General features: G+C 66.2%; 17 protein-coding genes. 8 read left to right on the forward strand and 9 right to left on the reverse strand.

Annotated features, from left to right (window positions below; genetic code table 11):
* The first annotated feature begins 50 nt into the window (after positions 1–50).
* From xsc to ABIE57_RS12485, 6 genes are all read left to right on the forward strand, one after another.
* Positions 51–1,826, forward strand: a complete 1,776-nt coding sequence (gene xsc, locus ABIE57_RS12460) for a sulfoacetaldehyde acetyltransferase (RefSeq protein ID WP_354539351.1) — start codon at positions 51–53, stop codon at positions 1,824–1,826.
* Positions 1,827–1,910: 84 nt separating this feature from the next.
* Entirely contained in the window at positions 1,911–2,324 is a 414-nt protein-coding gene (locus ABIE57_RS12465; protein ID WP_354539352.1) for a hypothetical protein, read from the forward strand.
* A 42-nt stretch (positions 2,325–2,366) separates the two neighbouring features.
* The gene (locus tag ABIE57_RS12470) at positions 2,367–3,512 is read left to right on the forward strand and encodes an acetate/propionate family kinase (RefSeq protein WP_354539353.1); all 1,146 of its coding nucleotides are present in this window, start codon (positions 2,367–2,369) and stop codon (positions 3,510–3,512) included.
* 128 nt (positions 3,513–3,640) lie between these two features.
* Positions 3,641–6,460, forward strand: coding sequence for a molybdopterin oxidoreductase family protein (locus tag ABIE57_RS12475; RefSeq protein ID WP_354539354.1), 2,820 nt, complete (start codon positions 3,641–3,643; stop codon positions 6,458–6,460).
* A gap of 82 nt (positions 6,461–6,542) precedes the next feature.
* Positions 6,543–7,289, forward strand: a complete 747-nt coding sequence (locus ABIE57_RS12480; RefSeq protein WP_354539355.1) for a 4Fe-4S dicluster domain-containing protein — start codon at positions 6,543–6,545, stop codon at positions 7,287–7,289.
* Position 7,290: 1 nt separating this feature from the next.
* The gene (locus tag ABIE57_RS12485) at positions 7,291–8,163 is read left to right on the forward strand and encodes a dimethyl sulfoxide reductase anchor subunit family protein (protein WP_354539356.1); all 873 of its coding nucleotides are present in this window, start codon (positions 7,291–7,293) and stop codon (positions 8,161–8,163) included.
* Between the two features lie 51 nt (positions 8,164–8,214).
* Here the strand turns inward: ABIE57_RS12485 and ABIE57_RS12490 are convergent, their stop codons facing one another.
* From ABIE57_RS12490 to ABIE57_RS12515, 6 genes are all read right to left on the reverse strand, one after another.
* Positions 8,215–9,906: an ABC transporter ATP-binding protein gene (locus ABIE57_RS12490; RefSeq protein WP_354539357.1), complete on the reverse strand. Its 1,692-nt coding sequence runs from the start codon at positions 9,904–9,906 to the stop codon at positions 8,215–8,217.
* A 4-nt stretch (positions 9,907–9,910) separates the two neighbouring features.
* Positions 9,911–11,149, reverse strand: a complete 1,239-nt coding sequence (locus ABIE57_RS12495) for an ABC transporter permease (protein WP_354539358.1) — start codon at positions 11,147–11,149, stop codon at positions 9,911–9,913.
* Positions 11,150–11,161: 12 nt separating this feature from the next.
* On the reverse strand, positions 11,162–12,118 hold the full coding sequence (locus ABIE57_RS12500) for an ABC transporter permease (protein WP_354539359.1): 957 nt from the start codon (positions 12,116–12,118) through the stop codon (positions 11,162–11,164).
* A gap of 168 nt (positions 12,119–12,286) precedes the next feature.
* Positions 12,287–13,897: an ABC transporter substrate-binding protein gene (locus ABIE57_RS12505; RefSeq protein WP_354539360.1), complete on the reverse strand. Its 1,611-nt coding sequence runs from the start codon at positions 13,895–13,897 to the stop codon at positions 12,287–12,289.
* A 216-nt stretch (positions 13,898–14,113) separates the two neighbouring features.
* Positions 14,114–15,421 (reverse strand): replication-associated recombination protein A, encoded by a 1,308-nt coding sequence (locus tag ABIE57_RS12510; protein ID WP_354539361.1) that lies wholly within the window; start codon positions 15,419–15,421, stop codon positions 14,114–14,116.
* Between the two features lie 3 nt (positions 15,422–15,424).
* Positions 15,425–16,804 (reverse strand): trypsin-like peptidase domain-containing protein, encoded by a 1,380-nt coding sequence (locus tag ABIE57_RS12515; protein ID WP_354539362.1) that lies wholly within the window; start codon positions 16,802–16,804, stop codon positions 15,425–15,427.
* Positions 16,805–16,916: 112 nt separating this feature from the next.
* Here ABIE57_RS12515 and ABIE57_RS12520 point away from each other — a divergent pair, with 112 nt between their 5' ends.
* Positions 16,917–17,306 (forward strand): thiol-disulfide oxidoreductase DCC family protein, encoded by a 390-nt coding sequence (locus tag ABIE57_RS12520; protein WP_354539363.1) that lies wholly within the window; start codon positions 16,917–16,919, stop codon positions 17,304–17,306.
* A gap of 104 nt (positions 17,307–17,410) precedes the next feature.
* Entirely contained in the window at positions 17,411–17,890 is a 480-nt protein-coding gene (locus ABIE57_RS12525; protein WP_354539364.1) for a PaaI family thioesterase, read from the forward strand.
* Here ABIE57_RS12525 and ABIE57_RS12530 read toward each other — a convergent pair.
* The 3 genes from ABIE57_RS12530 to upp form a co-directional block, all read right to left on the reverse strand.
* On the reverse strand, positions 17,874–18,989 hold the full coding sequence (locus ABIE57_RS12530) for a T6SS phospholipase effector Tle1-like catalytic domain-containing protein (protein ID WP_354539365.1): 1,116 nt from the start codon (positions 18,987–18,989) through the stop codon (positions 17,874–17,876). The two genes, ABIE57_RS12525 and ABIE57_RS12530, sit on opposite strands and share 17 nt — an antisense overlap.
* A gap of 210 nt (positions 18,990–19,199) precedes the next feature.
* The gene (locus ABIE57_RS12535) at positions 19,200–20,690 is read right to left on the reverse strand and encodes an SPOR domain-containing protein (RefSeq protein ID WP_354539366.1); all 1,491 of its coding nucleotides are present in this window, start codon (positions 20,688–20,690) and stop codon (positions 19,200–19,202) included.
* A 66-nt stretch (positions 20,691–20,756) separates the two neighbouring features.
* The gene (gene upp, locus ABIE57_RS12540; protein WP_354539367.1) at positions 20,757–21,389 is read right to left on the reverse strand and encodes a uracil phosphoribosyltransferase; all 633 of its coding nucleotides are present in this window, start codon (positions 21,387–21,389) and stop codon (positions 20,757–20,759) included.
* Positions 21,390–21,409 lie beyond the last annotated feature (20 nt).

Genomic DNA, 21,409 nt, shown 5'->3' on the forward strand with positions numbered 1-21,409 from the left:
GGGCCGCTAACATCCGCGCCGATGATACCCCCATTCCCGAGGATACGCCCATGAAGATGACCACCGAGGAAGCCTTTGTCAAAACCCTGCAAAGGCATGGGATTCAACATGCTTTCGGGATCATCGGCTCGGCCTTCATGCCGATTTCCGATCTCTTCCCCAAGGCGGGGATCACCTTCTGGGACTGCGCGCATGAGGGCTCGGGCGGGATGATGGCCGATGGCTATACCCGCGCCTCGGGCCGCATGTCGATGATGATCGCGCAGAACGGACCCGGCATCACCAATTTCGTGACGCCGGTCAAGACCGCCTACTGGAACCACACGCCGCTGCTGCTGGTCACGCCGCAGGCCGCCAACAAGACCATCGGGCAGGGCGGGTTTCAGGAAATGGAACAGATGAACCTCTTTGCCGATTGCGTCGCCTATCAGGAAGAGGTGCGCGACCCCAGCCGCATCGCCGAGGTGCTCAACCGCGTGATCCTCAAGGCCAAACGTGCCTCTGCGCCCGCGCAGATCAACATTCCGCGCGATGTCTGGACGCAGGTGGTGGATATCGACCTGCCCGCCATGGTGGCCTTCGAGCGGCCCGCGGGCGGGGCTGCGGCGATTGCCGAGGCGGCGCGGCTGCTGTCGGAGGCCAAATTCCCGGTCATCCTCAACGGCGCGGGCGTGGTGCTCGCAGGCGGCATCGAGGCCTCGCGCGCGCTGGCCGAGCGGCTCGATGCGCCGGTCTGCGTGGGCTATCAGCACAATGACGCCTTCCCCGGCTCGCACCCGCTCTTTGCCGGGCCGCTGGGTTATAACGGCTCCAAGGCGGCGATGGAGCTCATCTCCAAGGCCGACGTGGTGCTCTGCCTCGGCACCCGCCTCAACCCGTTCTCGACCCTGCCGGGCTATGGCATCGACTACTGGCCGCGCGAAGCAAAAATCATCCAGGTCGATCTCAACCCCGACCGCATCGGCCTGACCAAGCCGGTCTCTGTGGGCATCGTGGGCGACGCGAAACAGGTGGCCGAGGCGATCCTCGACCACCTTTCCGAGAGCGCCGGCGACGCGGGCCGGGACGAGCGCCGCGCCGAGATTGCGCAACGCAAATCGGCCTGGGCGCAGCAGCTGTCCTCGATGGACCACGAAGAGGACGATCCCGGCACCACCTGGAACGAGCGCGCCCGCAAGGCCAAGCCCGACTGGATGAGCCCGCGCATGGCCTGGCGGGCGATTCAGGCCGCACTCCCGAAAGAGGCGATCATCTCCAGCGACATCGGCAATAACTGCGCCATCGGCAACGCCTACCCGTCGTTCGAGGCGGGGCGGAAATACCTCGCGCCGGGGCTTTTCGGCCCCTGCGGCTATGGTCTGCCGTCCATTGTCGGCGCGAAAATCGCCTGCCCCGATGTGCCGGTGGTGGGCTTCGCTGGCGACGGGGCCTTTGGCATCGCCGTCACCGAACTGACCGCCATCGGCCGCCCCGAATGGCCCGCGATCACGCAGGTCGTGTTCCGCAACTACCAATGGGGCGCGGAAAAGCGCAATTCGACGCTCTGGTATGACGACAATTTCATCGGCACCGAACTTGACGAACAGGTCAGCTATGCAGGCATCGCCCGCGCCTGCGGCCTGCAAGGCGTGGTTGCGCGCACCATGGAAGAGCTGACCGCCGCGCTGGCAACCGCCATCCGCGACCAGATGGAGCATGGCAAGACCACCCTCATCGAGGCGATGATCAATCAGGAACTGGGCGAACCGTTCCGCCGCGATGCGATGAAGAAACCGGTGGCCGTGGCCGGGATCGACCCCGCCGACATGCGTGCACAAAAAGTATGAATTCAGGGTTGCGCACCCCACTCCGATACCCCATGAAAACGCCCGTCGGGCCGTTACCCGGCGAGTGTCAAGTGGATCGATATTATGAAGAAAACGTCTTCGGCCGTTGTGCTGAGTGCAGTGATTGTCAGCGGCTGCGCGGGACGCGATGCAAACCCCGTTCAAACCATTCAAGAGGGAGATTCTGGTCTTTCCTGCAGCGAACTGCGTCAGGAAATCGAAATCAGCTCGCAAAACTTGTCGCGTCTGCTTGGCGACCAGAAAGAGATTCAGGGCAAGAATACCGCAGCCGTCGTGGTTGGCGCGGTGGTGTTTTTCCCCGCGCTGTTCTTCATGAATTTGAAAGGGGCGGCGAAAGAAGAGGCCAAGGCCTTGCAGGATCGGATCAACGGGCTGGCGACCCGCCACGATGCCAAGGGATGCAAGCCTCCGATCAAGATCATGACAGCCGAAGAGGCCAAGGCCGCCCAAACGGCGGCCAAGACAACCGAAGAATAGGCGGCCCCGGCAAGCCGCCCCTCAACACCCGTGGTTGACACCATGCAGGCACGGAAACAACCGCCGGTTCTGGTCATCAACGCCGGGTCCTCCTCGATCAAGCTGGCGGTGTTTGCGGGCGGCGCGGCGCGGCTTTCGGGGCTGGTCGAGGGGATCGGCGGCGCGGGGCGGCTGCGGCTGGGCGACGCGCGGCGCGAGGGAGATTTCCCCGACCACGCCGCCGCGCTCTCGGCGCTTCTCGACGCGCTGAGCGGGCAGGGCGCGCCGCTCGACACCTTTCGCGCGGCGGCGCATCGCGTGGTGCATGGCGGTAGCCTGACCGCGCCCGCGCGCCTCACGCCCGACACCCTTGCCACCATCCGCGCCGCCATCCCGCTCGCCCCGCTGCACAACCCCCACAACCTCGCCGCGATCGAAACGCTGGCGCGGCTGGCCCCCGACCTGCCGCAAACCGCGAGTTTCGACACCGCCTTTCACGCCACCAACCCCGATCTGGCCACCCGCTACGCCGTGCCCGCCCATATCGCCGCGCGCGGCATCCGGCGCTACGGCTTTCACGGCATCTCCTTCGCCGCGCTCACCGAGGCGCTGCCGCGCCTTTCGGGTGCGCCGTTGCCCGCCCGCCTTCTGGCGCTGCATCTGGGTAACGGCTGCTCGCTCTGCGCCATCCGCGACGGGAAGTCTGTCGCCACAACCATGGGTTATTCGCCGCTCAGCGGGCTGACCATGGGCACCCGCGCCGGTGAGATCGACGGCAACGCGGTGCTGCGTCTCGCCGAGGAGGACGGCATCGACGCCACCCGCCACCTGCTCAACCACGAGAGCGGGTTGCGCGGCCTCTCGGGCGGGCCGTCAGACATGCGCGCGCTTCTGGCCGATCCGTCCCCGGGCAGCGCCTTTGCGGTCGATCATTTCTGCTACTGGGCCACGCGCCAAGCCGGATCGCTGATCGCCGCCATGGGCGGCGTCGATGCGCTCGCCTTCACCGGGGGCATCGGCGAGAACGCAGCCCCGGTGCGCGCGCGGATCGTCGAGGGGCTGGACTGGCTTGGCGCGCGGCTCGACGCGGTGGCCAACGAGGCAGGCGCGCCCCGCCTTCACGCGGCAGGCTCCCTGCCCATCTGGATCGTCCCGGCCGCCGAAGAGGCGCGCATCGCGGCAGATGCGCTTGCCCTGCTCGGTGCCTGATGGGGGAACGTCCATCCTGTGATTTTCGGATTGCCAAAACATATGTTCGGAAAACAGGAATTTAGCGGAATACGGGTCGCAAGCCCCGCGATCCTGTCCTAATCTCCCGCCCAAGGAGGCGCGCGCGCATGACACACCAACCCCGGCTCGATACCTCGCCCCATGTCTCGGACGAGGTGCGCCGCACGACATGCTACATGTGCGCCTGCCGCTGCGGCATCAACGTGCACATGAAGGGCGGAAAGGTCGCCTATATCGAGGGCAACCGCGACCACCCGGTGAACCGCGGCGTGCTCTGCGCCAAGGGCTCGGCGGGGATCATGCAGCACAACGCGCCCTCCCGCCTGCGCGCGCCGCTGAAGCGTGTGGGCCCGCGCGGTTCGGGCGAGTTCGAGGAAATCTCCTGGGACGAGGCGCTGCAGATCGCCTGCGACTGGCTGGAACCCATTCGCCGCGACGACCCGTCGAAACTCGCCTTCTTCACCGGGCGCGACCAGAGCCAAAGCTTCACCAGCTACTGGGCGCAGAATTTCGGCACGCCCAACTATGCCGCCCATGGCGGGTTCTGCTCGGTCAACATGGCGGCGGCGGGCATCTACACGATGGGCGGCGCGTTCTGGGAGTTCGGGCAGCCCGATTGGGACCACACCAAGCTATTCATCCTTTTTGGGGTGGCCGAGGATCACGATTCAAACCCGATCAAGATGGGGATCGGACGCATCAAGGCGCGTGGCGCGCGTGTGATCGGCGTCAACCCCATTCGCACGGGCTATAACGCCGTGGCCGATGACTGGGTGGGGATCACGCCGGGCACCGACGGGCTCTTCATCCTGTCGCTGGTGCACGTGCTCATGCGCGCGGGCAAGATCGACCTCGATTACCTCGCCCGCTACACCAACGCGCCGGTGTTCATCAACGGCGATCCCGCCTCGCCCGAATACGGGCTGTTTATGCGCGACGCCGATGGTAAGCCGCTGGTCATCGACCGCACCACCGGCCAACTCACCGCTTTTGACACCCCCGGCGTGCGCCCCGACCTCAGCGCCACCCATGAAGCGAATGGCATCACCCACCGCCCGGTCATGCACCTGATGGCCGAACGCTATCTCGATCCGCAATACGCCCCCGAGGCGGTGGCCGCGCGTTGCGGCATCAGCCCCGACAAGATCCGCCGCATCGCCGCCGAGATCGCCCGCGTGGCCTTTGACGAGGAAATCACCCTCGATCACGCATGGACCGATTTTCGCGGCGAGACGCATCAGACGATGGTGGGTCGCCCGGTGAGTTTTCACGCCATGCGCGGCATCTCGGCCCATTCCAACGGCTTTCAGACCGCCCGCGCGCTGCATGTGCTGCAAATCCTGCTGGGCACGGTCGAGGTGCCCGGCGGTTTCCGGTTCAAGCCGCCCTATCCCAGACCGGTCAGCGCCCACCCCACGCCGCATTGCAAAACCACGCCCGGCCAGCCGCTCGATGGCCCGCATCTGGGCTATCCGCGCGGCCCCGAAGATCTCGCCCTCAAGGAAGACGGCAGCGCCGCGCGCATCGACAAGGCGTTCACCTGGGAAAACCCGATGTCGGCGCATGGGCTGATGCATATGGTCATCTCCAATGCCCATGCGGGCGATCCCTACAGGATCGACACGCTCTTCATGTATATGGCCAACATGGCGTGGAATTCCTCGATGAACACGGCCCGAGTGATGGAGATGCTCACCGACCGGGATGCAAACGGCGATTATGTCATTCCCCATATCATCTACTCGGACGCCTACAGTTCCGAAATGGTCGCCTATGCCGACCTGATCCTGCCCGATACCACCTATCTGGAGCGGCACGACTGCATTTCCCTGCTCGACCGCCCGATTTGCGAGGCGGACGCGGCGGCGGATGCGATCCGCTGGCCGGTGGTCACGCCCGACCGCGACGTGCGCGGCTTCCAGACGGTGCTTGTGCAGCTTGCCAACAAGCTGAAACTGCCCGGTTTCACCACCGAGGACGGCACCGCGCGCTACACCGATTACGCCGATTACATGGTCAACCACGAACGCAAGCCGGGCATCGGCCCGCTCATTGGCTTTCGCGGCGACGGGTCTGATACGGGGCGCGGCGCGCCCAACCCCGCGCAGATCGACCGTTATATCGAGAACGGCGGCTTTTTCGTCAGCCACATTCCCGAGGCGGCGCAGTATTACAAACCCTGGAACAGGGCCTATCAGGACTGGGCCGTGGGCATCGGCATTTTCGACAAACCCCAGCCCTACATCTTCGACCTCTACGCCGAGCCGATGCGCAGGTTCCAACTGGCCGCCGAGGGGCATGGCGAGCGTCAGCCCCCGGATCACCTGCGCGACCGCATCAAATCCACGATGGACCCGCTGCCGATCTGGTATCCGCCCTTCGAGGATACGGCCATCGATACCGACGAATTCCCCATCCACGCGCTCACGCAACGCCCGATGGCGATGTATCATTCCTGGGGCACGCAAAACGCCTGGCTGCGGCAGATCCACGGGCACAACCCGCTCTACCTGCCGACAAAGCTGTGGCAGAAGCACGGCTTTGCGACGGGCGATTGGGCGCGCGTCACCTCGCCCCATGGCGAGATCACCGTGCCCGTGGCCCATATGGCGGCGCTGAATGAGAACACCGTCTGGACATGGAACGCCATCGGCAAGCGCAAGGGGGCCTGGGCACTCTCCGAGGACGCGCCGGAGGCGACACGCGGCTTCCTGCTCAACCACCTCATCCACGAGCTTTTGCCGCCCAGGGGCGACGGCCTCAGATGGTCCAACTCCGATCCGATCACCGGGCAGGCGGCATGGTTCGACCTGCGGGTAAAGATCGAGAAAGCCACCGCCCCGTCAGAGGCGCAACCCGGCTTCGCGCCGATCAAATCGCCGGTCGGGCAAGGCCCCGATCACCTCGCATGGACGGTGGGAAAATGACCCGGTTTCTTCTGGCCCGAAATATCCCGGGGTCTGGGGCAGCGCCCCAGTCCACCCCCAACCACCAGAGCGAGGGCTGACCATGACCACGCTTCCCGAAGCCACCACCCGCAAACTCGGCCTCGTGATCGACCTTGACACCTGCGTCGGCTGTCATGCCTGTGTTATCGCCTGCAAAGGCTGGAACACCGAGAATTACGGCGCGCCCCTCAGCGATCAGGACCCCTACGGTGCCGCCCCCTCCGGCACTTTCCTCAACCGCATCCACAGCTACGAGGTGCAGCCCGCGACCGGCACCGCGCAACTCGTGCATTTCCCCAAATCCTGCCTGCATTGCGAGGATGCGCCTTGCGTCACCGTCTGCCCCACGGGCGCGAGCTACAAGCGCGTGGAGGACGGGATCGTTCTGGTCAACGAGAGCGATTGCATCGGCTGCGGCCTCTGTGCCTGGGCCTGCCCCTACGGCGCACGCGAGATGGATCAGGCCGAGGGCGTGATGAAGAAATGCACGCTCTGCGTGGACCGCATCTATAACGAGAACCTGCCGGAGGTGGACCGGGTGCCCGCCTGCGTGCGCACCTGCCCTGCGGGTGCGCGCCATTTCGGCGATCTGGGCGACCCCGAGAGCGATGTCTCGAAGCTTGTGGCGACACGCGGCGGCATGGACCTCATGCCCGAACAGGGCACGAAGCCCGTGAACAAATACCTGCCGCCGCGCCCGCGCGACCGGCTGGACGAGGTGGACGTGCTCGCCCCCTTGCTGGCCCCCGTGGCGGCAGAGCCCACGGGCTTTCTCGGCTGGCTCGACCGCGCGCTGGAAAGGCTCTGACATGCACCCGGCCCCGTCCGTCATCGCCTTTACCACTCTCTCCGGCGCGGGCTTCGGCCTGCTCTTCTGGCTGGGGCTTGGCCTGCCTGCCGTCACCGGCTGGGTGGCCTTCGTCTTTTTCGCCATCGCCTTCGCGCTCGCGGCGGGCGGTCTCATGGCCTCGACCTTCCATCTCGGCCACCCCGAGCGCGCGTGGAAGGCGTTCAGCCAGTGGCGGTCAAGCTGGCTCAGCCGCGAAGGCGTCTGCGCGGTGGCGGCCCTTCTGAGCATGGGGGCCTATGGCGCGGGGCTGGTGTTTTTCGGCACGCGGCTGGCACCGCTTGGGTGGCTTGGGGCGGCCCTCAGCCTCGGCACCGTCTTCACCACCTCGATGATCTATGCGCAGTTGCGCACGGTGCCGCGCTGGCAAAGCCCGCTCACCCCGGCCCTCTTCATCACCATCGCGCTCGGCGGCGGGGCGCTGCTGGCGGGACAGGTCACGGCAGCGATGGCGCTATTGGCGCTCGCGGGGCTGGTGCAACTCATCTGGTGGCGGCGGGGCGACCGGGCCCTGGCCGAGAGCGCGACCGACATCGCCAGCGCCACGGGGCTGGGGCGCATCGGCACCGTGCGCAGCTTTGCCCCGCCGCACACCGGCACGAACTACCTTCTGCGCGAGATGGTCCACGAGGTCGGGCGCAGACATGCGCGCCGTCTGCGTGTGATCGCGCTGGCGCTTGGGTATGCGGTGCCGGTGGTGTTGCTCGCCCTGCCCTTCGGCCATGCGCTTGCTGCCCTTGCGGTGGTCAGTCATCTTGCGGGCATCGCCGCCTCGCGCTGGCTGTTCTTCGCCGAGGCCGAGCATGTGGTCGGCCTCTACTACGGCAAGCGGTAGCGCCCGGATCCTTGCCCCGGTCCTGCATCACACAAGGCCGGGGCAAGTCGATCAGGCATCGGCCCCCGTCAGCTTGGGGTCCTTCGGATCAAGGCGGGCCGCGGCCGCGTCGCCCACATTGTCGATGCCACGCTCTTCCAGCAGCGTGGTCAGCCAGTTGGGATCCATCTCGGGCACCGAACTCAGCAGAAGGTCGGTATAGGGATGGTGCGGCGGCGTGAACATGTCGTCCTTGGGCCCCTGCTCCACCACCTTGCCATGCTGCATCACCACCACCTCGTCGGCGATGGAACGCACGGTCGCAAGATCGTGCGTGATGAACATGTAAGCGAGGTTCAGATCCCGTTGCAGCCGGTCGAGCAGGCGCAAAATGCCCTCGGCCACAAGCTGATCGAGCGCCGATGTCACCTCGTCGCAGACGATGAAGCTGGGCTCGGCGGCGAGCGCTCGGGCGATGCCGATGCGCTGCTTCTGCCCGCCCGAAAGCTCGGTCGGGTAGCGGTTGTAATATTGCGACGGCTCCAGCTCGATCATGTCAAGAAGGGCATCCACCCGGTTCTTGAGCGCGACCCCCTTCAGCCCGCCATAGAACTGCGCCGGCCGCCCGATCAGTTCCGAGATCCTGAGCTTCGGATTGAGCGCGGTATCGGCCATCTGATAGATCATCTGGCACTGGCGCAACTGGTCCTTGGTGCGGTTGCGATAATCCGGCGGGAACGGCGTGCCCTTGAACAGCACCTCGCCCTTCATCGGTGGCAACAGCCCGGTGATCACGCGCGCGGTGGTGGATTTGCCCGAGCCGGATTCGCCCACCACGGCCACGGTCATGCCCTCGTAGATATCGAAACTCACATCATCGAGGATCTTTTCGCCCTTGGTATAGGCCGCATCGACATGGCGCACGGAAATGAGCGGCACGCCGTCCTTGGGGCGATGTTTCTGCGGGCTTTCAAAGCTGCGGACCGCCCAGAGGGATTTGGTATATTCCTCCTGCGGGTTGTCGAGCATCTCCTTGGTCGGGGCCTCCTCGACCTCCTCGCCCTTGAGCAGCACCTTGATCGTGTCGGCCATCTGCGCCACCACCGCCAGATCGTGGGTGATGTAGATCGCCGCTGTGTTGAACTCGTCGACGATATCGCGGATCGCGGCCAGAACCTCGATCTGCGTGGTCACGTCAAGCGCGGTCGTCGGCTCGTCGAAGATGATGAGATCGGGGCGGCACGACATCGCCATCGCGGTCATCGCGCGCTGCAACTGCCCGCCCGAGACCTGATGCGGATAGCGAAAGCCGATTTCCTGCGGATTGGGCAGGCGCAGCTTTTCATAAAGCTCCATCGCGTCTTCCTGCGCCTCCAGCCGTTTCTTGAGCCGGTATTGCAGCGGCGCCTCGGTGTGCTGGTCGATGATCTTGTGCGCCGGGTTGAACGAGGCTGCCGCCGATTGCGCGACATAGGCGATGCGCGAGCCGCGCAGCATCCGCCGGTCGGCCTCGGTGGCGGTGGTCAACTCCATCCCGTCGAACTCGATCGACCCGTTCGAGATGCGCGTACCGTCACGGGCATAGCCCATGCAGGCCGCCCCGATGGTGGACTTGCCCGCCCCCGACTCGCCGATGAGGCCCATCACCTCGCCCCGGTGGAGCGTCAGATCCACCCCCTTGATGATCGGCACCCAGGTCTCGTCCGAATAGCCCTCGATCTTCAGGTCACGGATTTTGAGAAGAACGTCTTTTTTCTTGATCATGGGTTCACACCTTCAGGCCGGAGGAGCGGTAGAGCATCCAGTCCACCACGAAGTTGACCGCCACCGTCAAAAGCGCGATGGCCGCGGCCGGGATGAGCGGGGTCAGTTCGCCGAACGAAATCAGCGTCGCATTCTCGCGCACCATCGAGCCCCAATCCGCCGTTGGCGGCTGAATCCCGAGGCCGAGGAACGAAAGCCCCGCGATGAGCAGGAACACGAAGCAGAATTCGAGGCCGAATTCCGCCACCAGCGGCGCGGCCGAGTTGGGCAGGATCTCGCGGCGGATCAGATACCAGCGCCGCTCGCCCCGCAGCTTGGCCGCCTCGATATAATCCATCACCACCACGTTGCCCGCGACCGCCCGCGTCAGTCGGAACACGCGCGGGCTGTAGATCACCGCCACGACCAGCACGAGGATGATCTCGGAGGGGTTGAAGATGACCAACATCCCCCCGGCAAAGGCCACCGCCACCCCGACCATGATCGCAAGCCCGATGACCCAGGACAGGATATTGCCCTCCGCCACCGCCGTGACGAACAAGAGCCCCACCAGCACCGCGAACCCGGTCAGGAGCCAGAAGCTCGTGGTGTCGTTGGCCAATTCGCCGCCAAAGATCGACAGCATCAAGAGCGCGAAGATCAAGGACGGGATCGACATGATCACGTCGGACATGCGCCCGAGGAACTGATCGAAATAGCCCCCCGTGGTCGCCGCCAGAAGCCCCGCCATCGCCCCCAGCGTGAAGGCCAGAACCGTCCCCGCCAGCGCCAGCGCCACCGTGTTGCGCGCGCCATAGATGATCCGGCTGAACATGTCGCGGCCAAGCTGATCGGCCCCGAGCAGCATGTTCTCATCCGCCGGCGCGAAGGCCGAGGAAATCACCTGCGCCTCGCCGAAGGGCGCGATCCAGGGGGCGAAGATGCCTGCGATGGCATAGGTGAAGATCACGAACATGCCAAAGGCGGCCGTCAGCGGCGCGGTGCGCAACTCCTTGGCCATGTTGTGCGAGGCGATGGCAATCAGGAACTCGCGGAAGGCGTAGGACACCATCGCCGCCAGCGCCAGCAAGCCCGCCGCAATGGCCACGCCGCGCAGCGCGCCCACCCCGCCCACGATCCCCAGCACGAAGGAGACCAGCGTGAGCGAGAAGATCAGCAAAAACGCCGACCGCTTGTTGAAATAGGCCGCAAGGCAGGACGCGCCGAGAAGCAGAGTATAGTAGATGATGACGAAAACGCTCATGTCTCTGCCCCCTTATTTCGGATGCCGCAGACGCGGATTGGTGAGGATTGCCCCAACATCCGCCGCGAGGTTGAGCAGGATGAACGTCGCCGCAAAGATCAGGCAGCAGGCCTGAACCACCGGGAAATCGCGCTTGCTGACCGCGTCCACCAGCGCCTGACCGATGCCCGGATAGACGAACACCACCTCCACCAGCACCACGCCGGTGATGAGATACGCGAGGTTGAGCGCCACCACGTTGATGATCGGCGCCCAGGCATTGGGCAGCGCGTGTTTCACGATCACCTTCCAGGGCGGTGTGCCCTTGAGGCGCGCCATCTCGATATAGGGGCTTGCCAGAAGGTTGATGATCGCCGCCCGCGTCATGCGCATCATATGCGCCGTCACCACCAGCACCAGCGTCAGCGCGGGCAGGAAGGTGCGGTAAAGCAGATCCCAGAAATCCATCCCCTCCCGCAGGCTTGCGATGGCCGGGAACATGCCCGTCTTGACCGCGAGATAGAGGATGAGGATGTAACCGAGGAAAAACTCGGGGGAGGAGATCGAGGTCAGCGTCGCCACGTTCGCCACCCGGTCGAAGATCGAGTTGCGCGCCAGCGCCACCAGCACCCCGAGGATGATCGAGATCGGCACCGCGATGGCCGCCGCGTAGGTGGCGAGGAACAGCGTGTTGGCGAACCGCTCGCCGATGGTCTCCGAGACGCTCGCGCCGGTGACGATGGAATTGCCGAAATCGAGCATCACCGCGCCCGAAAGCCAGTCCAGATACCGCACGATGGCCGGCTGATCGAGCCCCATCTCCTTGCGCAGCGCGGCCAGGTTTTCGGGTGTCGCCCCCTGCCCCAGCACGGCCTGCGCGATATCGCCGGGCAAAAGCTCGACCATGAAGAAGATGATCACGGAAATGATCAGCAAAATGACCAGTCCCAGACCAAGCCGCTTGGCGACCAGCCCAAGGATATCCCCCATCTTTCCCTCCTGTTGTTATTCTTTTTCTTGGCCCGCGACGTCGCGCAGACTCATGCGACCAGCGTAGCGGCTTTTTTCGTGGGCGGTGCCGTTTTTTTCCCGGCTTCCCGCCAAAATGGGCGTCCGGCCCCCGCTTCAGGGGGCCGAACCCGTCTCAATGGGCCGCGATCAGGCCGAGAACCACCAGCGGCTCGCAGCGCGTGCGCCGTCGCACTCCCAGCTTGCCGCGATGTTCTCGGCACGCTCGACGCCCTTGCCGCGCGCATAGACCCAGTTGTTGAAGAAGGGCAGCAACGTGCCCCCATCATCGCGCATGAGCAGGCACATCTCGCGATACATCTCGCCGCGCAGGGTGTCGTCAAGCTCTGCCTTGGCCTTGAGCAGCAGCTCGTTGAACCGCTCGTTCTGCCAGCGGCTTTCGTTCCAGGCGGCATCGTCCTTGTAGGCCAGCGTGAACATCACGTCCGGCGTCGGGCGCGCGCCCCAGGATACGGCCGAGAACGGCTTTTTCAGCCACACATCGGAGTAGTAGCCATCATTCGGCTCGCGCACGACGTTGATGTTGATGCCCGCCGCCTTGGCCTGTTCGGCATAGAGCACGCACATGTCCACCGCGCCGGTATAGACGGTCTCGGCCACCGACATGTTGACCGAAAGCCCGTCGTGACCAGCCTCTTTCAGCAGCGATTTCGCCTGGTCCGGGTCATACGCGCGCTGCGGGATGTCGTCGGGCCAGTAGGGCTGGACCGGCGAGAGGTGGAAATCGTTGCCCTTGGTGGCCGCGCCGAACGCGATCTTCTCGATGATCTCGTCGCGGTCCATCGCCAGCTTGAGCGCGGTGCGCACGCGCACATCGCTGAAGGGTGCCGTGTCGCAGAACATCGGCATGGTGATCGCCCCGCCTGAGGGGACGTTTTCCACGTTGATGTCGGGGTTGCGCTGCAACAGCGCCATGGTCTTGAGCTCGATGAGCGAGACCGCGTCCACATCGCCCGTCACAAGAGCGGTCTGGCGCGCGTTGGGGTCGTTGAGCACGATCATGTTGACCCTGTCGAAATAAGCCCCCTCGCCGTGCCAGCCATCGTGGCGCGAGAGTTCCCACTGAATACCGAAATTGCCGGTCTCGATCTTGTAGGGTCCGGTGCCGTCACCCGACTGCCAGTTGATCGACCCGTCGTCATTGGCCGGACAAATGGCAAAGTGATAGTCGGTCATCAGCCAGGGCAGGTCGGCATTGCCGCGCGACAGCGTGAAGACAACCTTGTAATCGCCATCGGCGCGAATGTCGGTCACATCGCTCAGAAGCGCCTTGGCCGCCGAGGTGCTGTCATCGCCGCGGTGATGATTGAAGCTCGCCACCACGTCGGCAGACGTGCATTTCCGGCCACTGTGGAAAGTGGCGTTCTCATTGAGCGAGAAGGTCCATTCCGCGGCGTCGGGGCTTGCCTCCCAGCCGGTGGCGAGATCCGGGCCGAGCGCGTTTTCCGGCGTGATCATCGTCAGGTAGCTGCGATAGGTATGGGCCAGATAGATCATCTGCCGGGTCACATAGGTGCCCGGGTCATGTGTGTCCGAGGTGTTGCCGTCATGCACGCCCCAGCGGAATGTGCCGCCGCGCTGCGGTGCCGCGGCGGCGGATTTGGTCCAAAGCCCGGTCGCGGCAGAGGTGGTCACCCCCGCCACGGCGGCATAGTGCATGAACGAGCGGCGCGAGATGCTGCCCGAACGGGCCGCCATCGCCAGCTTGTCCATCAACATCTGGTCGGTTTTCCTGGTCATGTGTTTTCCCTGTTTTTTGGTTGATCTGTCGTTGCAAGACGCGCAGGCGCGGCCTTGGACTTCAGCTTCCTAGCCAGGGGGTCTGTCTGGATGCTCAAAAACGACATGACTGTATCAAAACACGAAATATCCCGCGTTGCCACCCTTGATGCCAAGGTTTTTGTCTTAAAGGGGCATGTCAGAAAACGACATCGCCCGACAAATCCGACGAAAAGATCACCCCTTCCGCGCGCGCAGCCTGGCGAAATAATCGAGTCGTTTCTTCAATTCGCGCTCGAAACCGCGCTCGGGCGGGGTGTAGAGGACAGGCCGCTTCATCCCTTCGGGAAAGTAATTCTGCCCCGAGAACCCGTCTTCCTCGTCGTGGTCATAGGCATAGCCCGCGCCATAGCCCTGCTCTTTCATCAACCGGGTGGGCGCGTTCAGGATATGCTTGGGCGGCGGTTCGCTGCCCGTCCGCTTCGCCTCGCGCAGCGCCGCCTTGAACGCCGCATAGCCCGCGTTCGACTTGGGCGCGAGCGCGAGGTAGATCACCGCCTGACCAAGCGCCAGTTCGCCCTCGGGACTGCCCAGCCGCTCATAGACCTCCCAGGCGTGCAGGCACACCGTCTGCGCGTGGCTGTCGGCGAGGCCGATATCCTCGATCGCCATGCGCGTGATCCTGCGGGCCAGATAACGCGGGTCCTCGCCCCCCGCCAGCATCCGCGCCAGCCAGTAAAGCGCGGCATCCGGGTCCGAGCCGCGCACCGATTTGTGCAGCGCCGAAATCAGGTTGTAATGCGCATCGCCCGACTTGTCATACTGCGCCGCCCGCTTCATCAGCCGCGCGGCCAACGCGGCACTGTTCAGCCGCTCCTCGACGCGCCACGCCGCCACCTGCTCGATCAGGTTCAGAAGCGCGCGCCCGTCGCCATCGGCCATCTCCAGAAGCGTCTCGCGCGCGGGGCCATCCAGCGGCAGCGCGCGGCCCAGCTCCTTTTCGGCCCGCTGCGCCAGCCGCTCCAGTTCCGCCAGCGACAGCCGCTCCAGCACCAGCACCTGCGCCCGGCTGAGCAGCGCCGCGTTCAACTCGAATGACGGGTTTTCCGTCGTCGCCCCCACCAGAAGGATCGTGCCATCCTCCATATGCGGCAGGAACCCGTCCTGCTGCGCCTTGTTGAAGCGGTGGATCTCATCGACGAAAAGCAGCGTGCCCTGACCGTTGCCGCGCCGGTGCCGCGCCTCCTCGAACACGCGCCGCAATTCCGGCACGCCGGTGAAAATCGCGCTGATCTGCACGAAATGCAGGTCGGTCTCATCGGCCAACAGCCGCGCGATGGTGGTCTTGCCCACCCCCGGCGGCCCCCAGAGGATGAGCGAGCCGAGACTGCCCGAGGCCAGCATCACGCCAAGCGGGGCCTCCGGTCCCAGCACCTGATCCTGCCCGATCACCTCTGTGAGCGTGCGCGGGCGCAACCGGTCCGCAAGCGGGCGCGGCGGGGCGGCGCGGGGCGCGGGGGTGTCGCCGTCGAAAAGGTCCGCCACCGCCTAGCGCCTCAGCCGCAGCACACGCCGCTGCCCGCCCCGCTCGACCTCCAACGCAAGGGTTCGACCCGCCGCCTCCAGCGCCCGCGCCGCCTCGGCGCTGTCGCGCGTCCCGGCCCCATTCACGCCGCGCAGGATGTCGCCCGCCCGCAGTCCCGCGCGCGCGCCGTAGGGTCCCGGCGCCTCGACCAGCACCCCCTCCGCCGAGAGCGGCAGGCGAAAGGCGTCAATCACCGCCGGGTTGATGGTGACAAGCGTGACCTCCGGCAATGCCGCGCGCGGCCCCGTGACGATACGGTTGCGCGGCGGATCATCCGGCGCGGCGATCAGACCCACGGTGATCTCTTCCTCCTCGCCCTCGCGCAGCCGGGTGATCCTGGCCTCTGCCCCGATCCCGGCCAGCGACAGGCGGTAAACCATCTCGGCAGGGCTGTTGACGGGCGCGCCATCCACCGCCGCCACCACATCGCCGGGGCGCAACACCCCGGCAAAGCCGCTCTGCGGATGAACCTGCGAGATCACGATGCCATCGGGCCGCGCAAGCCCCAGCCCCTCGGCCACATCGGGCGTCACCGGCTGACCGCCCAGGCCCGCCCAGGGCCGCGCAAACTCCGCCTTGCCCGCCCGCGCCTGCGCCACGAACTGCGCCACAAGGCCCGAGGGAATGGCAAAGCCGATCCCGTTCGAGCCGCCCGAACGTGACAGGATCGCCGTGTTGATGCCGATGAGCCGTCCATTGATATCGACCAGCGCGCCGCCGGAATTGCCCGGATTGATCGGCGCATCGGTCTGGATGAAATAGCCGCGCGCATTGCCCATGGCCGTGCCTGAGCGCGCCAGCCCCGACACGATCCCGCTACTCACGGTCTGGCCCACGCCGAACGGGTTGCCGATGGCCAGCACCAACTCGCCCACTTCGACCGTATCGCTGTCGCGCAACTCGAGCGCGGGCAACACCGGCGCACCCTCGACCTGAAGCACCGCCAGATCCGCCTCCTCATCGCCCAGAAGCACCCTTGCCGCATATTCGCGCCGGTCATTGAGCACCACGCGGATTTCCGTGGCCTCGCCCACAACGTGATAGTTCGAGACAACGATGCCGTCCGACGACAGGATCACGCCCGAGCCAAGCGAGTTCTGCACCCGTGGGCGCGTCGCGCCAAAATCCTGAAAGAACCGCTCGAAGAACGGATCGCCCCGGAACGGGCTGGCGCGCGCGGCGACCACGCGGCTGGCGTAGATATTGACCACTGCCGGGGCGGCCTCGCGCACCACCGGGGCAAAGCTGAGCGACATTTCTGCGCGGCTCTGGGGCACTTGCGCCAGGGCCGGGGCGAAAAGCGCGGTCCAGAGCACCGCGCAAAGCGTGAGGATCCGTGTCATGCCCGCAGGATATGCGCGCGCCCCCCCGCATTTGCAAGCGCGCGCTGCGGCAATCGGCCTCTGGACATGATCGGGCGGCGCGCCACTTCCACGACTGAAAGGAAGCTCAACCATGACCACCGCCCCCCATACCCGCGCGCTCTTCAACGGCGATTGCCCGGTCTGCAAATCCGAGATGGCCGTCTATGAGGGCTATGCCGCGCGCGCGGCCCTGCCAATTGCGTTTGACGATCTCAACCGCACCGATCTTGACCGTTGGGGCGTGACCGAAGACGAGGCCGCGCGCCTGTTGCATGTGCTGCACGAGGGGCGGCTCCATGTGGGTTTCGATGCCTTTCTGGTGCTCTGGGACCAGATGCCGCGCTATCGCTGGCTGGCGCGGATCGGGCGGGTGCCGGGGGTCCACACCCTATGCCGCTGGGGCTATACCCATATCGTCGCGCGGGTCATCTATGCGCGCCACAAGCGGCGGCAGGCCCGCGCGAGAGGTTGCGACGCCTGATCCGGCGACCGGGCGGTTGGCGACTGGGCGGTTGCCGACTGGGCGGTTGCCGACCGTCCCGGCTTTGCCTACCAAGGCAGGGATCACCGACCGGAGACCACGTCATGACCTTTGCCGCCTCCCCCGCCGACCTGCCCGGCCGCGACGCGATCCTCACGCGCACGGGGCTGAATTTCATCGAAGACATGATCGCGGGCCGCCTGCCACAGCCGCCCATCGGGCGCACGCTCGGCTTTGCGCCAACCGAGGCCGCGCGCGGGCGGGTGGCGTTCGAGGGGGCCGCCACCTTCGACGCGATGAACCCGATGGGGGGCGTGCATGGCGGCTGGTATGGGGCCATTCTCGACAGTTGCATGGGCTGCGCGGTGATGACCGAACTGGAACGCGGAGAGCTTTATACCACGCTGGAATTCAAGGTGAACATCGCCCGCGCCCTGCCGCTTGATCTGCCCGTGCGCGCCACCGGCCTCATCCAGCACAAGGGCCGCTCTACCGCCGTCGCCATGGGGGAATTGCGCGGGATCGAGGACGGCCGGCTCTACGCCACCGGCTCCACCACCTGCCTTGTCATGCGTCCCGGGTAACGCCCGGCGCCGGGACATCCGCCGTCTCGCTGAGCCGCCCGGTGAGGCGCGGACCGCGCCAGCCGCGCCGCAAGGGGCCGGTCACACTCTCGTGGAGGCGCTCGGACATGTCGCGCCCCACCACGCGCGGGCCGCGCAGCAGCAGGATCTTGCTCCACCCCGCCCAAGTCCCGGTCGAGGGCGCCGTCACGTCCGTCGGGAACCGCGCGCGCCAGCCCTCGGGCAGCGGCAGGGCACAGCCCTCCATCCGCTCCAGCATCCACACCAGCGGGATATTCGCCAGCGGACGCGCGGCATGAAAACCGCATAACTGCCCGCCCACATCCGAATGACAGCCACGAAACCAGACCTGCTCCACATGCCCGTCGAAACCGGGCGGGCACTCCCACAGCACCGGCGTATAGGCGCGCCGCGTCTCATCGAGCGCCAGCGCGTGAAATCCGTGGCGCGTGGTATGACCAAGGTGATGATTGTGAAACCCGTGACGGTCCGCGCGGAACCGCCACAGGATCGGCACGCGCAGGCCGAGCGCCTTGACCGTATCCCAGACGCCGATCATTTCGACATGGGTATCGGCATGGCAATTGGCCTGCGCAAAGGCGCGCGCCGCCGCCCCATCGGGATGGCATTGATAGTGACGGTAGGCCGCCTGCACGTTCCGCTCCGTCGCCACCTCCGATCGCAACAGGCCGATCCGGTCGATCACCCCCGCCAGCGAGCGCACCGCATAGGCCCCGCGCGAATAGCCCAGCAGGAAAATCCGGTCGCCGGGGCGATACCGGCTCGACAGATAGCCATAGGCGCGGCGGATCTGCCGGTTGATGCCGCGCCCCAGCACGATATCGCCGGTCGCACGCCAGTCGCGCCATTGAATCCCCGCCTCGTAGAACAGCGACAGGTCCGGCCCCGCCACCTCGCGCAGCAATTTGAAGGTGAGGCCCGCATTCGTCTCATAGCCCTTGGCCAGCGTCGACATGGTGCCGTCGAGGATGAGCACATGATTGACCGGCCCGCGCCGATGGGCAAAGGCCGTATGCTCTCCGGTCGGGCCGGGGCGCAGCCAGTCATAGATCGCCTTTGTCCAGTCACGCCAGGGCATGGCTCACCTGCTTTTGGTCAGGCGCGCGTGTCGCGCTCTCTTTTCAATGTATGCAGGATTACGCCGAAAAAGCGACATGTCGCGGATATTTGTAGTCGCGCGAGGGCGTCATGCAGGGCATTTGACCGCGAACGGAGGCCCTCGCGGCCCGACGCGCGCCCCTTGCCCCCGCCGAAGCCCGATGCGGGCGTCGATGCGGGCGTCAGGGCCTCATCTCAGCCGGAGATTGGCGAATCCCATGCCCGACAGCCGCGCCGCGCCGCGTTGCGCCTCTGCCTGTGACGCAAAGGGACCGGCGAGCACCAGCGTGAGGTCGCGCCCGTTCCGTGTCAACGTCCCCTGGCGTGCCGGCAGGCCCGCCCCGGCGATCCGTCCGGCGGCCGCGCGCGCCTGTGCCGGGTCGGCATAGAGCCCGGCCTGCACATAGCGCGGCCGCGCGGCGTCCGGCGCGGAGCGGGTCGAGACCGTGGCGCTCGGTGCCGCCGGGGCCTGTGCCACTGCCTGCGGGGCCGGGGATTGCGCCGCGCGCGCAACTGCGGTGGCGCGCGGCGCGCCCGTCCCGCTTCTGCGCACGGTCACCGGATCGGGCACATAGACCCCGCGCGTGGCAACGCGCACACCGGCGGCGCGCTGCTCCTCGAAACTGGTGAACGGGGGCTGGAGGCCGGGGAAATTGTGGATCACATCCGCCCCGGTGCGCCGGTCGATCAGACGCTGCGGCACCGTGTTTGTCCACATCACCTGCATCTGCTCCCTGCCCTCGAACGTCTGGTGGGCGCGCTGCGGGTTGAGGCGGTCATCGTCCCAGACGGGTTTCATCCCCGGTGGCACCGCGATCCCGGCAAGGCTCGTGACCTGCTCCTGATAGACTTGGCGCGGCGCGATGCGGGTTTGCGGCGGCACGGTGGCGGGCGTGGCGCGGGTGCCGGGGCGGGGTGCGGCAGAAACCACGGTCCCACGCGTTCCGCTGCCGCGTGCATAGGTGACATAAGGTGCCGCCTGCGGGCCGCAACGCACGGGCGAGCCGTTGTGCTGCACCATATAGGCCGCAGAAACACCGGAGGCCCCGGCGCAGGCTGTCCGGCCCGGATCGGGCGGGGTCAGGACGCGCGCGGTGCCGGTCGGGCGCGGGGGCACGGTCGTGGTCTCGACCCGGACCACCTGCGGTGCCGGCGCGGCGGCGCGCACGGGCGCAGGCGCAGGCGCAGCGACACGGACAGTCTGTTGCGGGGCCGCCTGCTGGCGCGGTGCCGGAGCAGTGGCCACCGCGCGCGGTGGCTGCTGCTGCGCGCTCGGGGCCGGGGCCGCTGCGGTGCGGGTTTGCGGTGCGGGTGCGGCGGTGCGGGCCTGTGCGCGGGCCTGTGGTTGCGGTGCCCGCTGAGCGCGGGGGGCCGGGGCGGTGGCCGTCCGGGTCTGCGGCGCGGCCTGCGGTTGCGGGGCGGGCGCGGCACGGGCAAGGGACGGCTCGAATCCGCACATCTGCTGGCGCGCGCCGGTCAGGCGCGGGACCCAATTGGTGTTCGCCCCGACACCGGCGCGGATGAAGACACAGCCCTTGCTGTCAACATACTGATTTCCGGCGAAACTCGATGGCGGAAACTCTGCCGGCGTGGACAGGTTGCGCAGCGATTGTGCGGATGCGGCAGATGCACCGGAAATGGCCGCGACAGCGGCAAGGATCGCAAGTCTGGAAACCGTCATGTCGTCCCCCCGAACAAAACATGGCAAGATTGCCTTATTTTGCGCAGTGAGTAAACAGTGAATAGCTTATTTGGTGCCGAACATGCGGTCGCCCGCATCCCCTAGTCCCGGCAGGATATAGCCCTTGTCATTGAGCCGCTCGTCGAGGGCGGCGGTGACGACCGGCACATCGGGATGCACCTCGCGCATCCGCGCCACACCTTCGGGCGCGGCCAGAAGGCACAGAAAGCGCAGATCGCGCGCGCCCGCCTCCTTGAGCATGGAAATCGCCGCAACCGATGAATTGCCCGTGGCGAGCATCGGATCGACCACGATGGTCAGGCGCTGATCCAGCAGGTCGGGCACCTTGAAATAGTATTTCACCGGCTGCAACGTCTCCTCGTCGCGGTATAGCCCGACAAAGCCCACACGCGCCGACGGGATCAGCTCCAGCATCCCGTCCAGAAGTCCGTTGCCCGCGCGCAGGATGGAAATGAGCGCGAGCTTTCGCCCGGCGAGCACCGGCGCGTCCATCTCGGTCAGCGGGGTCTCGATCGGGCGCGTGGACATCGGCAGGCTGCGAGTGACCTCATAGGCCAAAAGCTGGCTTATCTCGCGCAGCAACTGGCGGAACACGGCGGTCGAGGTCTCCTTTTGCCGCATAAGCGTCAGCTTGTGCTGCACGAGCGGGTGCTCGACGATGGTCAGATGCTGGGTCATGGCGGGCCTCTTGCGGTCGG

This window comes from Roseovarius sp. MBR-6 (genome assembly GCF_040547525.1).
In the GTDB taxonomy this organism is placed as follows: domain Bacteria; phylum Pseudomonadota; class Alphaproteobacteria; order Rhodobacterales; family Rhodobacteraceae; genus Roseovarius.

Excerpts from the sequence above, each read along its gene's own strand:
- xsc (WP_354539351.1), top strand. The coding sequence starts at position 51 with ATGAAGATGACCACCGAGGAAGCCTTTGTCAAAACCCTGCAAAGGCAT.
- ABIE57_RS12465 (WP_354539352.1), top strand. The coding sequence starts at position 1,911 with ATGAAGAAAACGTCTTCGGCCGTTGTGCTGAGTGCAGTGATTGTCAGC.
- ABIE57_RS12470 (WP_354539353.1), top strand. The coding sequence starts at position 2,367 with ATGCAGGCACGGAAACAACCGCCGGTTCTGGTCATCAACGCCGGGTCC.
- ABIE57_RS12475 (WP_354539354.1), top strand. The coding sequence starts at position 3,641 with ATGACACACCAACCCCGGCTCGATACCTCGCCCCATGTCTCGGACGAG.
- ABIE57_RS12480 (WP_354539355.1), top strand. The coding sequence starts at position 6,543 with ATGACCACGCTTCCCGAAGCCACCACCCGCAAACTCGGCCTCGTGATC.
- ABIE57_RS12485 (WP_354539356.1), top strand. The coding sequence starts at position 7,291 with ATGCACCCGGCCCCGTCCGTCATCGCCTTTACCACTCTCTCCGGCGCG.
- ABIE57_RS12490 (WP_354539357.1), bottom strand. The coding sequence starts at position 9,906 with ATGATCAAGAAAAAAGACGTTCTTCTCAAAATCCGTGACCTGAAGATC.
- ABIE57_RS12495 (WP_354539358.1), bottom strand. The coding sequence starts at position 11,149 with ATGAGCGTTTTCGTCATCATCTACTATACTCTGCTTCTCGGCGCGTCC.
- ABIE57_RS12500 (WP_354539359.1), bottom strand. The coding sequence starts at position 12,118 with ATGGGGGATATCCTTGGGCTGGTCGCCAAGCGGCTTGGTCTGGGACTG.
- ABIE57_RS12505 (WP_354539360.1), bottom strand. The coding sequence starts at position 13,897 with ATGACCAGGAAAACCGACCAGATGTTGATGGACAAGCTGGCGATGGCG.
- ABIE57_RS12515 (WP_354539362.1), bottom strand. The coding sequence starts at position 16,804 with ATGACACGGATCCTCACGCTTTGCGCGGTGCTCTGGACCGCGCTTTTC.
- ABIE57_RS12520 (WP_354539363.1), top strand. The coding sequence starts at position 16,917 with ATGACCACCGCCCCCCATACCCGCGCGCTCTTCAACGGCGATTGCCCG.
- ABIE57_RS12525 (WP_354539364.1), top strand. The coding sequence starts at position 17,411 with ATGACCTTTGCCGCCTCCCCCGCCGACCTGCCCGGCCGCGACGCGATC.
- ABIE57_RS12530 (WP_354539365.1), bottom strand. The coding sequence starts at position 18,989 with ATGCCCTGGCGTGACTGGACAAAGGCGATCTATGACTGGCTGCGCCCC.
- ABIE57_RS12535 (WP_354539366.1), bottom strand. The coding sequence starts at position 20,690 with ATGACGGTTTCCAGACTTGCGATCCTTGCCGCTGTCGCGGCCATTTCC.
- upp (WP_354539367.1), bottom strand. The coding sequence starts at position 21,389 with ATGACCCAGCATCTGACCATCGTCGAGCACCCGCTCGTGCAGCACAAG.